Genomic DNA, 14,012 nt, shown 5'->3' on the forward strand with positions numbered 1-14,012 from the left:
GATGAGCGCACTGAATCTCAGCACCGTCGTCGCCGTGATCGGCGCCGGCGCCATGGGTGCCGGTATCGCCCAGGTGGCGGCGCAGGCCGGCCATCCGGTGAAACTGCATGACGCCCGTCCCGGCGCTGCCGCCCAGGCCATCGACGGCATCGACCGGCAGCTCGGCAAACTGGTGGAAAAAGGCCGGCTCAGCGCCGAGGCGCGCGCCGCCACCGTGGCCCGCCTGCAACCGGCCGACGCCATTGAAGCACTGGCCGATGCCGGCCTGGTGATCGAGGCGATTGTCGAGAACCTTGAGGTCAAACGCGGCCTGCTGCGCCAACTGGAAGCGCTGTGCAGCGCCGACTGCATCTTCGCCAGCAACACTTCGTCGCTGTCGATCACCAGCCTGGCCGCCGGTCTCGCCCACCCCGAGCGGGTGATCGGCATGCACTTCTTCAACCCGGCGCCGCTGATGGCGCTGGTCGAGATCGTCTCCGGCCTGGCCACGCCACGCGCACTGGCCGAACAGCTGTACGCCACCGCAAGCGCCTGGGGTAAACAGCCGGTACACACCAAATCCACCCCCGGCTTCATCGTCAACCGCGTGGCCCGGCCGTTCTACGCCGAAAGCCTGCGCCTGCTGCAGGAAGGCGCCGCCGACTGCGCGACCCTCGATGCCCTGCTGCGCGACGCTGGCGGCTTTCGCATGGGTGCCTTCGAGCTCACCGACCTGATCGGCCACGACGTCAACTACGCCGTGACCTGCTCGGTGTTCGCCGCCTATTACAACGACATGCGCTTCCAGCCGTCGCTGATCCAGAAGGAGCTGGTCGATGCTGGCCGCCTCGGACGCAAAAGCGGCCACGGCTTCTATAACTATGCTGAAGGTGCCGAACGTCCACAGCCGGCCGAACTGAGCAGCACCGCCAGCGTCGACTGCTGCGTGGTCGAAGGCCACCTGGGTGTCGCCGAACCGCTGGTCCAGCGCCTGCAGGATGCCGGCGTGCAGGTGGTACGGCGTGACGGCAGCGGCGTGTTGCGGGTCGGCGATGCGTTGCTGGCCCTGTCCGACGGACGTCTGGCCAGCCAGCGCGCTCAAGAAGATGGCGTGCGCAACCTGGTGCTGATCGACCTGGCGCTGGACTATGCCAACGCCGGCCGCCTGGCCATTGCTTGCGCCGCCGACACCAGCGACACCGCCCGCGACCAGGCCGTGGCCCTGTTGCAGCGTGCCGGCATCAAGGTCAGCCCGCTCGCCGACCTGCCTGGCCTGGCCGTGCTGCGCAGCGTTGCGATGCTCGCCAACGAAGGCGCCGACGCGGTGCTGCAGGGTGTCGGCAGCGCCGCCGATATCGACCTGGCGATGCGCGCCGGAGTGAATTACCCGCAGGGCCCGCTGGCCTGGGCCGATGCGATTGGCCTGCCGGGCGTGCTGCGCATCCTGGAAAATCTGCAGGCCAGCTATGGCGAGGAGCGTTATCGCCCTTCCCTGCTGCTGCGCCGCCTGGTCGCCGAAGGGAGACGCTTCCATGACTAACCACGAGGCTTTGTCACTGGCCACCCGCTGCGCCGAGGAAATGTTCGAACGCGATACCGCCAGCCAGCGACTGGGCATGCGCCTGCTGTCGGTCGCGCCAGGCCGGACGATGATCGGCATGAGCGTGCGCGAAGACATGATCCAGGGCCACGGCACCTGCCATGGCGGCTACCTGTTCGCCCTCGCCGACTCGGCGTTCGCCTTCGCCTGCAACAGTTACAACGACGCCTGTGTGGCGATCGGCTGCAGCATTGATTACGTCGCCCCGGCACGCCTGGGCGACACCCTGACCGCGCACGCCAGCGAGCTGAGCCGCAGTGGCCGCACCGGCAACTACGACGTACGCATCGAAAACCAGCACGGCCAGTTGATCGCCCTGTTCCGTGGCAAGTCCTACAAAGTGCGCGGCACCGTGCTGGCGCAGGAGACCCCGAATGAATGACGCCCTGATCATCGACGCCATCCGTACCCCCATCGGCCGTTACGCCGGCGCCCTCTCCAGCGTGCGTGCCGACGACCTCGGCGCGATCCCGCTGAAGGCCCTGCAACAGCGCCACCCGCAACTGGACTGGAGCGCCATCGACGATGTGATCTACGGCTGCGCCAACCAGGCCGGCGAAGACAACCGCAACGTCGCGCATATGTCTGCGCTGCTCGCCGGCCTGCCGGTCAGCGTGCCGGGCACCACGCTGAACCGCCTGTGCGGTTCCGGCCTGGACGCCATCGGCTTCGCCGCACGCACCCTCCGCTGTGGCGAAGCCGGGCTGATGATCGCCGGCGGCGTCGAGTCGATGTCGCGCGCCCCGTTTGTCATGGGCAAATCCGAGCAGGCCTTCGGCCGCAGCGCGGAAATCTTCGACACCACCATCGGCTGGCGCTTCATCAACCCGCTGCTGCAGGCGCAATTCGGCACCGACTCGATGCCGGAAACCGCCGAAAACGTCGCCGCGCAGTTCAATGTCTCGCGCGCCGACCAGGACGCCTTCGCCCTGCGCAGCCAGCACAAGGCCGCCGCAGCCCAGGCCAGCGGCCGCCTGGCCAAGGAGATCGTGGCGGTAGAGATCGCCCAGCGCAAAGGCCCGGCCAAACGCGTCGAGCACGATGAACACCCACGCGGCGACACTACCCTTGAGCAGCTGGCCAGGCTCGGCACGCCGTTCCGCCAGGGCGGTAGTGTCACCGCCGGCAACGCCTCGGGGGTCAACGATGGCGCCTGCGCGCTGCTGCTGGCCAGCCCGCAAGCCGCCGAACGCCATGGCCTCAAAGCCCGTGGCCGGGTGGTGGCGATGGCCACTGCCGGGGTCGAGCCGCGCCTGATGGGCATCGGCCCGGTGCCGGCCACGCGCAAAGTTCTGGAACTGGCCGGCCTGAGCCTGGCCGACATGGACGTCATCGAACTCAACGAAGCCTTCGCCGCCCAGGGCCTGGCGGTATTGCGCGAGCTCGGTCTGGATGACGACGACGCGCGGGTCAACCCGAACGGCGGCGCCATCGCCCTCGGCCACCCGCTGGGCATGAGCGGCGCGCGCCTGGTCACCACCGCGCTGCACGAACTGGAAGAACGCCAGGGCCGCTACGCACTGTGCACCATGTGCATCGGCGTCGGTCAGGGCATTGCACTGATCATCGAGCGGCTCTGACACGTCAGCCGCCGAAGGTTATTCTGCTCATCAGCACTCAAAGGCCTGCGTGCGGGCCAATGCACAAAAATAATTCGAGTGAAACCATGAATATGATTGCTAACACATCCCCGCTTGATCCGATGGAAACCGCCAGCATCGATCAGTTGCGCCAGCACCAGCTGGAGCGCCTGCGCTGGAGCCTCAACCACGCCTACCAGAACGTGCCGCTGTACAAGCAGCGCTTCGACAGCCTGGGCGTGCACCCGGACGACCTGAAATCGCTGGATGACCTGGCCAAATTCCCGTTCACCGGCAAGAACGACCTGCGCGACAACTACCCCTACGGCATGTTCGCCGTGCCGATGCACGACGTCGTGCGCCTGCATGCCTCCAGCGGCACCACCGGCAAGCCGACCGTGGTTGGTTATACGCAAAATGACATCAACACCTGGGCCAACGTGGTCGCCCGTTCGATCCGCGCGGCCGGCGGCCGGCGTGGCGACAAGGTGCAGATCTCCTATGGTTACGGGCTGTTCACCGGCGGCCTGGGCGCGCACTACGGTGCCGAGCGCCTGGGTTGCACGGTGATCCCGATGTCCGGTGGCCAGACCGAGAAGCAGGTTCAGCTGATCCGTGATTTCCAGCCGGACATCATCATGGTCACCCCTTCGTACATGCTCAATATCGCCGACGAGATCGAGCGCCAGGGCATTGACCCGCACAAGCTGGCGCTGCGCCTGGGTATTTTTGGCGCCGAACCCTGGACCGCCGAACTGCGTCGCGCGGTCGAGGAGCGCATGGGCATCACCGCCCTCGACATCTACGGCCTGTCGGAAATCATGGGCCCAGGCGTGGCCATGGAATGCGCCGAAACCAAAGACGGCCCGACCGTCTGGGAAGACCATTTCTACCCGGAAATCATCGACCCGGTGACCGGCGCGGTGCTGCCGGACGGCGAATACGGCGAGCTGGTGTTCACCTCGCTCAGTAAAGAAGCGCTGCCGATGGTCCGCTACCGCACCCGCGACCTCACCCGCCTGCTGCCGGGCACCGCACGGCCGATGCGGCGCATCGACAAGATCACCGGGCGCAGCGACGACATGCTGATCATCCGCGGGGTCAACGTGTTCCCTACGCAGATCGAAGAGCAGGTACTGAAAATAAAACAACTTTCAGAGTGCTACGAGATACATCTGTATCGCAATGGCAACCTCGACGGCATGGATGTGCACGTGGAACTCAAGCAGGAGCTGCAAGGCCTGGACGCCGACCAGCAGAAACTGATCGGCAACGAGCTGAGCAAACAGATCAAGACCCATATCGGCATCAGCGCGCGCGTGCTGATCCAGCCTGCACACAGCCTGAAACGCTCTGAGGGCAAGGCCTGCCACGTGTACGACAAACGCAGCCAGGGCTGATCACAGCCGGCACCCAGCCCCGCTCCGGCGGGGCTTTTTTTTGCCTTCTGTCCCGGTGGGAGCGGGCTTGCCCCGCGATTCGCGGGGCAAGCCCGCTCCCACCGGTCTGCCCGAAAAGCGTCAGGGCCGACGACGTGATACAAAAATCACATGCGACACACAATTTAATGTTTGATATTTATTTTTGTATCATTTAAAAATACAGCCATGGCCAAGGCCTCCCGACAAAAACCTTTAAAAGGCTGGAGACGCAGCATGTACGCACAACTGGTTGAGACCGGCGTTAAGCGGGTCAAGGCGCTGGACGAAATGTCCCCCGAGGAGCGCGCCTTCCAAGAGAAGATCGACGCCGAGATCAAGATCGAGGCAAAGAACTGGATGCCCGACGCCTACCGGCAGACCCTGATCCGCCAGATCTCCCAGCACGCCCACTCGGAAATCGTCGGCATGCTGCCCGAAGGCAACTGGGTAACCCGCGCGCCGACCCTCAAGCGCAAGCTGCAGCTGATGGCCAAGATCCAGGACGAAGCCGGTCACGGCCTGTACCTGTACAGCGCGATGGAAACCCTCGGCGCCGACCGCGACGAGGAAATCGCCAAGCTGCACAGCGGCAAGGCCAAGTACTCGAGCATCTTCAACTACCCGACCCTGAGCTGGGCCGACATGGGCGCAGTCGGCTGGCTGGTCGACGGTGCGGCGATCGTCAACCAGGTGGTGCTGCAGCGCACCTCCTACGGCCCCTACTCGCGGGCAATGATCCGTATCTGCAAGGAAGAGAGCTTTCACCAGCGCCAGGGCTACCAACTGCTGCTGACCATGATGAAAGAAGGCACCCAGGCGCAGAAGGACATGGTCCAGGACGCGATCAACCGCCTGTGGTGGCCGGCGCTGATGATGTTCGGCCCAAGCGACGAACACTCGCCGAACAGCGCCCAGTCGATGGCCTGGAAGATCAAGCGCCAGGGCAACGATGAACTGCGCCAGCGCTTCGTCGACCAGACCATTCCGCAACTCGAGCTGCTCGGCTGCACCGCACCGGACCCGGACCTGAAGTGGAACGAAGAACGCGGCCACTACGACTTCGGCGCCATCCAGTGGGACGAGTTCTACGACGTGCTCAAGGGCAACGGCCCGTGCAACGCCGAACGCGTCGCCACCCGCCGCAAGGCCATCGAGGACGGCGCCTGGGTGCGCCAGGCCGCGATCGCCCACGCCAAAAAACAACAATCCAAGCGCGACGCCGCTTGATCCAGCCCTGATTTGGAGAACCCCGCCATGTCCGAATGGACCCTGTTCGAAGTTTTCGTGCGCAGCAAGCACGGCCTCAACCACAAGCACGTCGGCAGCGTGCATGCCGCCGACGCCGCCATGGCGATCGAGAACGCGCGCGAGCTGTACACCCGCCGCAACGAGGGTGTGAGCCTGTGGGTGGTGCCTTCGGCGCTGATCACCGCGTCCTCGCCGGACGAGAAAGACCCGCTGTTCGTGCCCTCGGAAGACAAGGTCTACCGCCACGCCAGCTTCTACGAGCTGCCGGCCGAAGTCGGTCACATGTGAGGCCACTGCCATGACCCAACGAGAAGACCTCATCCAATACCTGCTGCGCCTCGGCGACAGCGCCCTGATCCAGGGCCAGCGTCTGTGCGAATGGTGCGGCAAGGCCCCGGCACTGGAAGAAGAACTGGCGCTGATGAACGTCGGCCTCGACCTGGTCGGCCAGGCGCGCAACTGGCTGGACTACGCCGCCGAGCTGCTGGCCGACGGCCGCGATGCCGACCACCTGGCGTACCGTCGCGACGAGCGCGCCTACCGCAACCTGCTGCTGGTCGAACAACCCAACGGCGACTACGCGGTCACCATCGTCAAACAGTTCCTCTACGATGCCTGGCACTTCCAGGTATTGAGCGCCCTCAGCAGCTCCAGCGACGAGCGCGTCGCCGGCATCGCTGCCAAGGCACTGAAAGAAGTCACCTACCACCTGCGTCGCTCCGGCGAGTGGGTCGAGCGTCTGGGCGACGGCACCGAGGAAAGCCACCGGCGCATGCTGGCGGCCATCGAGCAGGTATGGCGCTTTACCGTCGAACTGACAGATGGCGACGAGGTAGAGCAACGCCTGGCCGACGCTGGCGTCATCGCACAGCCGCAAGCCATCGCCAGTGCCTGGCGCGCCAAGGTCGACGAAGTGTTCACATCGGCCACCCTGCCGGTACCGGCAGCGCCCAGCCACTTCTACCTCAGCGGACGCCGCGGTGTGCACAGCGAGCACCTGGGCATCCTGCTGGCCGAAATGCAGTTCTTGCCGCGAGCCTATCCCGATGCGACCTGGTGAGCTGATCGCCAGCGACCTCGGCGCGCGCCCGTTGCAGGCCAACGACCTGGAGCAGGCCTGGGCGGTGCTCGGCGAAGTGATGGACCCGGAAGTCCCGGTGGTCAGCGTGGTCGATCTCGGCATCGTGCGCGGCCTCGACTGGCAAGGGGGCCACTTGCATGTGGTGGTCACCCCGACCTATTCCGGCTGCCCGGCCACCGAGGTGATCGAGCAAGACATCGCCGACGCCCTGCAACAGGCTGGCTTCGCCGCGCCGCAACTGGAACGCCGGCTGACCCCGGCGTGGACCACCGACTGGATCAGCGACAGCGGCCGTGAGCGCCTGCACGCCTATGGCATCGCCCCACCTGCCGGCAGCACCAGCAAGCGCAGCCTGCTCGGTGAGAACGATGCGGTGTGCTGCCCGCAGTGCGGCAGTGCGCACACCGAACGCCTCAGCGAATTCGGCTCGACCGCCTGCAAGGCGCTGTACCGCTGCATCGACTGCCGCGAGCCTTTCGACTACTTCAAGTGCATCTGAGCAGCGCGCTGCCGGAGACAAAAACAATGAGCAAGTTCCACAGCCTGAAGATTAAAGAAGTGCGCCCGGAGACCCGCGACGCGGTGTCGATCGCCTTCGACGTACCGGCCGAGCTGGCCAACGATTTTTCCTTCACCCAGGGCCAGCACCTGGTGATGCGTACCCACCTCGAAGGTCAGGAAGTACGCCGCTCGTACTCGATCTGCACCGGGGTCAACGACGGCGAGCTGCGTGTAGCGATCAAGCGCGTGCCCGGCGGGTTGTTCTCCGCTCACGCCAACGACAGCCTCAAGGCCGGGCAGAGCCTGGAAGTGATGCCGCCGTCCGGACACTTCTACGTGCCACTCGATGCCGCTCGCCACGGCCGTTACCTGGCGGTGGCCGCCGGCAGTGGCATCACGCCGATCCTGTCGATCATCAAGACTACCCTGGAGCGCGAACCGCACAGCAGCTTCACCCTGCTCTACGGCAACCGTTCGAGCAACTCCGCGCTGTTTCGCGAACAGCTCGAAGACCTGAAAAACCGCTACCTGCAGCGCCTCAACCTGATCTTCGTGTTCAGCCGCGAGCAACAGGACGTCGACCTCTACAACGGCCGCATCGACGCCGACAAATGCGCGCAGCTGTTCAGCCGCTGGCTCGATGTCAAGGCGCTCGACGCCGCCTTCATCTGCGGCCCGCAGGCGATGACCGAAACCGTGCGCGACCAGCTCAAGGCCAACGGCATGCCCGCCGAGCGCATCCACTTCGAACTGTTCGCCGCCGTTGGCAGCACGCAGAAACGCGAAGCGCGCCAGGCCGCCGCCCAGGTCGACAGTGCCAAGAGCCAGATCACCGTGATCAGCGACGGCCGCGAGCTGTCCTTCGAGCTGGCGCGCAACAGCGCCAGCGTGCTCGACGCCGGCAACGAACACGGCGCCGAACTGCCCTACTCGTGCAAGGCCGGGGTGTGCTCGACCTGCAAGTGCAAGGTGATCGAAGGCGAAGTGGAAATGGACAGCAACTTCGCCCTCGAGGACTACGAGGTGGCGGCGGGCTATGTGCTGTCCTGCCAGGCGTTCCCGATCAGCGACAAGGTCGTCCTCGACTTCGACCAGCTCTGACCCGCCCGGTCCTAGGCAGGCATCACTTCCCTGGCGAAGTGATGCCTGCCTAGGTCTGGGCTTTGCCGTACCCCTGAAAACACTGACTCGACAATCACAACAAGAGAGCGTGAAACCATGACCCCACAAGACCACGAGCGTCTCCGACAGCATCCGGACTTCATCCAGCTGGTGCGCCGCAAGCAGCGTCTGACCTGGTCGCTGACCCTGACGATGCTGGCGATCTACTACGGCTTCGTGTTGACGATGGCATTCGCCCCCGGGTTGCTTGGCCAACCACTCAACGGCGGCGCCACCAGTATCGGCATTCCTGTGGCGGTGGTGGTCATCCTGCTCTCGTTCATTCTCACCGCCTTCTACGTGCGCCAGACCAACCAGGTGCTCGACCCGCTCGTGGCAAAACTGCAGCAGGAGGCTCAGCAATGAAGACTTCTCGTCTGCTGTTGCTCGGCGCTGGCCTATTGGCAAGCGGCGCCGCCGTGGCCGGCGAAGCCGCCGCGCGGCCGCTGAACTGGAACGCCATCGGCATGTTCCTGGTGTTCGTCCTGTTCACCCTTGGCATCACCCGCTGGGCCGCCCTGCGCACCCGCTCGGCCAGCGACTTCTACACCGCCGGCGGTGGCATCAGCGGCCTGCAGAACGGCCTGGCGATTGCCGGCGACATGATCAGCGCCGCGTCGTTCCTGGGCATCTCGGCGATGATCTTCATGGCCGGCTACGATGGCCTGCTCTACTCCCTGGGCGTGGTCGCGGCCTGGCCGATCATCCTGTTCCTGATCGCCGAACGGCTGCGTAACCTCGGCAAGTACACCTTCGCCGACGTGGTCTCCTACCGCCTGGAGCAGACCCCGATCCGTATCGTCGCCGCTGTCGGCACGCTGATCGTCGCGCTGATGTACCTGATGGCGCAGATGGTCGGCGCCGGCAAGCTGATCGAACTGCTGTTCGGCATCAGCTACCTGCATGCGGTACTGCTGGTGGGTGTGCTGATCGTTTTCTATGTGACCTTCGGCGGCATGCTCGCCACCACCTGGGTACAGATCATCAAGGCGGTGATGCTGCTCTGCGGCGCCACCTTCATGGCCTACGCGGTGCTCAAGCACTTCAACTTCAGCACCGAGGCGATGTTCGCCGGCGCTGCCGCCGTGCACTCCAAGGGCCAGGCGATCATGGCTCCGGGCGGACTGCTGGGCAATCCCATTGACACCCTTTCGCTCGCGGTCGGCATGATGTTCGGCACCGCCGGCCTGCCGCACATCCTGATGCGCTTCTTCACCGTCAAGGACGCCCGCGAAGCGCGCAAGAGCGTGCTCTACGCCACCGGCTTCATCGGCTATTTCTATGTGCTGCTGATTGCCATCGGCTTCGGCGCTATCGTCATCGTCGGTACCGACTCGACATTCCGCGATGCCAGCGGCGCGATTGTCGGTGGCGGCAACATGGTTGCGGTACACCTCGCCCAGGCAGTGGGCGGCAACCTGTTCCTCGGCTTTATCTCGGCGGTGGCCTTCGCCACCATCCTCGCCGTGGTCGCCGGCCTGGCGCTGTCCGGCGCCTCGGCGGTGGCCCACGACCTGTACGCCTGCGTGATCCGCAAGGGCCAGGCCAGCGAACGCGAAGAGATGCGCATGTCGCGCCTGGCCACTCTGGTTATCGGCGCGCTGGCGGTGATTCTCGGCTTGCTGTTCGAGTCGCAGAACATTGCCTTCCTGTCCGGCCTGGTGCTGGCCATCGCCGCCTCGGTCAACTTCCCGGTGCTGTTCCTGTCGATGTTCTGGAAGGGCCTGACCACCCGTGGCGCCGTTGCCGGCAGCCTGGTCGGCCTGGCTTCCGCTGTCGTCCTGCTGGTACTGAGCCCGGTGGTCTGGGTCGGGGTGCTGCACCATGAAAAGGCGCTGTTCCCCTACTCGAACCCGGCGCTGTTCTCCATGAGCCTGGCGTTCCTCGGTGCCTGGGTGTTCTCGGTGACCGACCGCTCAGCCCGCGCCGAAACCGAACGTGGCCGCTACCTGGCCCAGTTCATCCGCTCCATGACCGGCATTGGTGCAGCTGCCGCCAACCGTCACTGACTCAACGGAACAACAATAACAATGACCAATATCCGTTACCCCGCGCCGCTGCTGGCGGCGCTTGGCCTGGCCATGTCCCCCGTGGCCATGGCCGGCTTCATCGAAGACAGCAAAGGCACCCTGGAGCTGCGCAACCACTACCTCAACCGCGACTTCCGCCAGAGTGGCGCGCCGCAGGCCAAGGCCGAGGAATGGGGCCAGGGCTTCACCGCGCGCCTGGAATCCGGCTTCACTGAAGGTGCTGTCGGCGTGGGCGTGGACGCCATCGGCGAGCTGGGCATCAAGCTCGACTCCAGCCGCGACCGCCGTGGCACCGGTCTGCTGCCCTTTGGCCCGAACAGCCACGAACCGGTGGACGACTACAGCGAGCTGGGCCTGACCGGCAAGCTTCGAGCCTCCAAGAGCACTCTGCGTATGGGCACCCTGCAGCCGTTGCTGCCGGTAGTCACCTACAACGACACCCGCTTGCTGTCCGCCACTTTCCAGGGCGGCATGTTGACCTCCCAGGAGATCGACGGGCTGACCTTGAACGGCGGGCGCCTGACCCGCGCCAACCTGCGCGACTCGTCCAGCCGCGACGATATCGGCTTCGGCGCGGCCAGCAGCGACGCCTTCGATTTCGCCGGTGGCAGCTACGCGATCAATCCGCAGCTCGCCGTCAGCTACTACTACGGCAAGCTGGAAGACATCTACCGCCAGCACTTCGTCGGCCTGATCCACACCCTGCCGCTGGGCAGCGGCTTCAGCCTGCGCAGCGACCTGCGCTACTTCGACAGCAGCGAAGACGGCCAGAAGCGCGCAGGGGTGATCGACAACCGCAACTTCAACGGCATGCTCAGCCTCAGCCACGGCGGCCACCGGTTCAGCACGGCCTGGCAGCGCATGTCCGGCGACAGCGCCTTCCCCTTCCTCAATGGCGGCGACCCCTACTCGGTGAACCTGGTGACCTTCAACACCTTCACCCGCGCCGAAGAGGACGCCTGGCAACTGCGCTACGACTACGACTTCGCCGCCCTCGGCGTACCCGGTCTGAGCTTCATGACCCGCTACGTCGACGGCCGCAACGCCAGGACTGCAAGCGGCGACCACGGCGAAGAATGGGAACGCGACAGCGACCTCGCCTACGTGGTGCAGAGCGGCCCACTGAAGAACCTGAGTTTGCGCTGGCGCAACGTCACCTTCCGTTCCGGCAACGGGCTGACCACCGACGTCGACGAGAACCGCCTGATCCTCGGCTACACCCTGGCCCTCTGGTAAGACTTGCGGCCGGCCCCAAGGGCGCCCGGCCGCCCCCGACACCCTGGAGAATTTTGATGAGCAACAACCCCACCCTGCAAAGCTTCATCGGCGGCCGCTGGATCGGCCAGCACGGCGCCCAGACCCTGCGCAGCGCGATCAATGGCCAGCCGCTGGCGTGCACCCATGAAGAGGTGCTGGACTTCGCCGAAGCCGTCGCACACGCCCGCCAGCGCGGCATCGCCGAACTGATGGCGATGGACTTCCAGCAGCGTGCCGCACGCCTCAAGGCCCTCGGCAAGTTCCTGCTCGAGCGCAAGGAGCAGCTTTACGCGCTGTCCCACCACAGCGGCGCAACCCGCGCCGACAGCTGGATCGACATCGAAGGCGGCGCCGGCACCCTGTTCGCCTACGCCAGCATGGGCAGCCGCGAGCTGCCGTCCGGCAATGTGGTGCATGAAGGCCCGGTCATCCCGCTGAGCAAAGGCAACACCTTCGCAGGCAGCCACATCCTGGTACCGCGCGGCGGCCTCGCCGTGCACATCAACGCCTTCAACTTCCCGATCTGGGGCATGCTCGAAAAGTTCGCCCCAAGCTTCCTCGCCGGCATGCCGTGCATCGTCAAACCGGCCACCGCCACCAGCTACCTGACCGAAGTTGCGGTACGCCTGATGGACGAATCCGGTCTGCTGCCGGCCGGCAGCCTGCAGTTGATCGTCGGTGGTACCGGTGACCTGCTCGACCGCCTGCAGGGCCAGGACGTGGTGACCTTCACCGGTTCCGCCGACACCGCCGCCAAACTGCGCGTCAACGCCAACCTGGTGCGCAACTCGATCCCGTTCAATGCCGAGGCCGACTCGCTGAACTGTGCGATCCTCGCCCCGGAAGTCACCCCGGACGACGAGGAATTCGACCTGTTCGTCAAGGAAGTCGCCCGTGAGATGACCACCAAGGCCGGCCAGAAGTGCACCGCGATTCGCCGTGCCATCGTCCCGGCCAAGCACATCGATGCGGTCGCCGAGCGTCTGCGCGAACGCCTGGCCAAGGTAGTGGTCGGTGACCCGTCGGTGGAAGGCGTGAGGATGGGCGCACTGGCCTCGCATGCCCAGCAGGCCGACGTCGCCGAGCGCGTCGAAGCACTGCTGCAATCGAGCGACCTGCTGTTTGGCGCCAAGGACGGTTTCGCCCCACGTGGCGAAGGTGTCAACGAAGGCGCGTTCTTCGCCCCGACCCTGCTGCGCAGCCGCGACCCGCATGCCGAAGGCGGCGCCCACGACATCGAGGCATTCGGCCCGGTGAGCACCTTGATGGCCTACGACGACCTCGACGAAGCCATCGCCCTGGCCGCCCGTGGCAAAGGCAGCCTGGTCGCCAGCCTGATCACCAAAGATCCACGCGTCGCCGCCAAGGTAGTACCGGCGGCCGCCGCGCTGCACGGCCGCCTGCACATTCTCGACCGCGAATCGGCGGCCGAATCCACCGGCCACGGCTCGCCGCTGCCGCAGCTCAAGCACGGCGGCCCGGGGCGTGCCGGCGGTGGCGAAGAGCTCGGCGGCCTGCGTGCGGTCAAGCACTACCTGCAGCGCACTGCGGTACAAGGTTCGCCTAGCATGCTGATGGCGGTCACCGGCGAGTATGTACGCGGTGCCAAGGTCTACGAGAGCGAGGTGCACCCGTTCCGCCGCCACTTCGAGGACCTGCAGATCGGTGAATCGCTGCTGACTCACCGCCGCACCGTCACCGAGTCGGATCTGGTCAACTTCGGCTGCCTGTCCGGCGACCACTTCTATATGCACTTCGACGATATTGCCGCCAAGGACTCGCAGTTCGGCAAGCGTATCGCCCACGGCTACTTCGTGCTGTCGGCGGCCGCCGGCCTGTTCGTCTCCCCTGGTGTCGGGCCGGTGCTGGCCAACTACGGCCTGGACACCCTGCGCTTCATCACCCCGGTGGGCATCGGCGACACCATCCAGGCGCGCCTGACCTGCAAGCGCAAGATCGACCAGGGCAAGGTCAGCCCCAAAGGCGAGCCGCAAGGCGTAGTGGCCTGGGACGTCGAGGTGACCAACCAGAACGGCGAGCTGTGCGCCAGCTATGACATCCTCACCCTGGTGGTGAAGCGCAACGCCTGACTCCGGTGGGAGCGGGCTTGCCCCGCGATTGCGGTGTGCCAGTCACATCGTATCGCGGGGCAAG

The 14,012-nt window shown here is 65.5% G+C and carries 13 protein-coding genes; all 13 read left to right on the plus strand.

The window, feature by feature from the left end:
- Position 1 precedes the first annotated feature (1 nt).
- The 13 genes from paaH to paaZ all read left to right on the plus strand — a co-directional run bounded on the left by paaH (position 2) and on the right by paaZ (position 13,948).
- The gene (gene paaH, locus NPS47_RS01890; RefSeq protein WP_274293424.1) at positions 2-1,519 is read left to right on the plus strand and encodes a 3-hydroxyacyl-CoA dehydrogenase PaaH; all 1,518 of its coding nucleotides are present in this window, start codon (positions 2-4) and stop codon (positions 1,517-1,519) included.
- Positions 1,512-1,961 (plus strand): hydroxyphenylacetyl-CoA thioesterase PaaI, encoded by a 450-nt coding sequence (gene paaI / locus NPS47_RS01895; RefSeq protein WP_274293425.1) that lies wholly within the window; start codon positions 1,512-1,514, stop codon positions 1,959-1,961. The genes paaH and paaI overlap by 8 nt, the downstream gene beginning before the upstream one ends.
- The gene (gene pcaF / locus NPS47_RS01900) at positions 1,954-3,159 is read left to right on the plus strand and encodes a 3-oxoadipyl-CoA thiolase (protein ID WP_274293426.1); all 1,206 of its coding nucleotides are present in this window, start codon (positions 1,954-1,956) and stop codon (positions 3,157-3,159) included. The genes paaI and pcaF overlap by 8 nt, the downstream gene beginning before the upstream one ends.
- A gap of 86 nt (positions 3,160-3,245) precedes the next feature.
- On the plus strand, positions 3,246-4,559 hold the full coding sequence (paaK, locus tag NPS47_RS01905) for a phenylacetate--CoA ligase PaaK (protein ID WP_274293427.1): 1,314 nt from the start codon (positions 3,246-3,248) through the stop codon (positions 4,557-4,559).
- Positions 4,560-4,814: 255 nt separating this feature from the next.
- Positions 4,815-5,807 carry a 1,2-phenylacetyl-CoA epoxidase subunit PaaA gene (gene paaA / locus NPS47_RS01910; RefSeq protein WP_274293428.1) on the plus strand — a complete coding sequence of 331 codons (993 nt, stop codon included), beginning with the start codon at positions 4,815-4,817 and terminating at the stop codon, positions 5,805-5,807.
- A 27-nt stretch (positions 5,808-5,834) separates the two neighbouring features.
- Positions 5,835-6,116 carry a 1,2-phenylacetyl-CoA epoxidase subunit PaaB gene (gene paaB, locus NPS47_RS01915; protein ID WP_128324817.1) on the plus strand — a complete coding sequence of 94 codons (282 nt, stop codon included), beginning with the start codon at positions 5,835-5,837 and terminating at the stop codon, positions 6,114-6,116.
- 10 nt (positions 6,117-6,126) lie between these two features.
- The gene (gene paaC, locus NPS47_RS01920; RefSeq protein ID WP_274293429.1) at positions 6,127-6,888 is read left to right on the plus strand and encodes a 1,2-phenylacetyl-CoA epoxidase subunit PaaC; all 762 of its coding nucleotides are present in this window, start codon (positions 6,127-6,129) and stop codon (positions 6,886-6,888) included.
- Positions 6,875-7,408 (plus strand): 1,2-phenylacetyl-CoA epoxidase subunit PaaD, encoded by a 534-nt coding sequence (gene paaD, locus NPS47_RS01925; RefSeq protein WP_274293430.1) that lies wholly within the window; start codon positions 6,875-6,877, stop codon positions 7,406-7,408. The genes paaC and paaD overlap by 14 nt, the downstream gene beginning before the upstream one ends.
- A gap of 26 nt (positions 7,409-7,434) precedes the next feature.
- Positions 7,435-8,511, plus strand: a complete 1,077-nt coding sequence (gene paaE, locus NPS47_RS01930) for a 1,2-phenylacetyl-CoA epoxidase subunit PaaE (RefSeq protein WP_274293431.1) — start codon at positions 7,435-7,437, stop codon at positions 8,509-8,511.
- Between the two features lie 117 nt (positions 8,512-8,628).
- On the plus strand, positions 8,629-8,937 hold the full coding sequence (locus NPS47_RS01935; RefSeq protein WP_274293432.1) for a DUF485 domain-containing protein: 309 nt from the start codon (positions 8,629-8,631) through the stop codon (positions 8,935-8,937).
- Complete coding sequence (locus tag NPS47_RS01940; protein ID WP_274293433.1) at positions 8,934-10,580, plus strand: cation acetate symporter; 1,647 nt, start codon at positions 8,934-8,936, stop codon at positions 10,578-10,580. Before NPS47_RS01935 ends, NPS47_RS01940 begins: the two co-directional genes overlap by 4 nt.
- Before the next feature lie 72 nt (positions 10,581-10,652).
- Positions 10,653-11,837, plus strand: coding sequence for an OprD family porin (locus NPS47_RS01945; RefSeq protein WP_274293472.1), 1,185 nt, complete (start codon positions 10,653-10,655; stop codon positions 11,835-11,837).
- Between the two features lie 56 nt (positions 11,838-11,893).
- Positions 11,894-13,948 (plus strand): phenylacetic acid degradation bifunctional protein PaaZ, encoded by a 2,055-nt coding sequence (gene paaZ, locus NPS47_RS01950; protein WP_274293434.1) that lies wholly within the window; start codon positions 11,894-11,896, stop codon positions 13,946-13,948.
- The last annotated feature ends 64 nt before the right edge of the window (positions 13,949-14,012 follow it).

The sequence above is a fragment of the Pseudomonas putida genome, from assembly GCF_028682475.1.
Lineage (GTDB): Bacteria > Pseudomonadota > Gammaproteobacteria > Pseudomonadales > Pseudomonadaceae > Aquipseudomonas > Aquipseudomonas putida_AG.

Excerpts from the sequence above, each read along its gene's own strand:
- paaD (WP_274293430.1), top strand. The coding sequence starts at position 6,875 with ATGCGACCTGGTGAGCTGATCGCCAGCGACCTCGGCGCGCGCCCGTTG.
- pcaF (WP_274293426.1), top strand. The coding sequence starts at position 1,954 with ATGAATGACGCCCTGATCATCGACGCCATCCGTACCCCCATCGGCCGT.
- paaI (WP_274293425.1), top strand. The coding sequence starts at position 1,512 with ATGACTAACCACGAGGCTTTGTCACTGGCCACCCGCTGCGCCGAGGAA.
- paaC (WP_274293429.1), top strand. The coding sequence starts at position 6,127 with ATGACCCAACGAGAAGACCTCATCCAATACCTGCTGCGCCTCGGCGAC.
- paaH (WP_274293424.1), top strand. The coding sequence starts at position 2 with ATGAGCGCACTGAATCTCAGCACCGTCGTCGCCGTGATCGGCGCCGGC.
- paaZ (WP_274293434.1), top strand. The coding sequence starts at position 11,894 with ATGAGCAACAACCCCACCCTGCAAAGCTTCATCGGCGGCCGCTGGATC.
- paaE (WP_274293431.1), top strand. The coding sequence starts at position 7,435 with ATGAGCAAGTTCCACAGCCTGAAGATTAAAGAAGTGCGCCCGGAGACC.
- NPS47_RS01935 (WP_274293432.1), top strand. The coding sequence starts at position 8,629 with ATGACCCCACAAGACCACGAGCGTCTCCGACAGCATCCGGACTTCATC.
- paaA (WP_274293428.1), top strand. The coding sequence starts at position 4,815 with ATGTACGCACAACTGGTTGAGACCGGCGTTAAGCGGGTCAAGGCGCTG.
- NPS47_RS01945 (WP_274293472.1), top strand. The coding sequence starts at position 10,653 with ATGTCCCCCGTGGCCATGGCCGGCTTCATCGAAGACAGCAAAGGCACC.
- NPS47_RS01940 (WP_274293433.1), top strand. The coding sequence starts at position 8,934 with ATGAAGACTTCTCGTCTGCTGTTGCTCGGCGCTGGCCTATTGGCAAGC.
- paaK (WP_274293427.1), top strand. The coding sequence starts at position 3,246 with ATGAATATGATTGCTAACACATCCCCGCTTGATCCGATGGAAACCGCC.
- paaB (WP_128324817.1), top strand. The coding sequence starts at position 5,835 with ATGTCCGAATGGACCCTGTTCGAAGTTTTCGTGCGCAGCAAGCACGGC.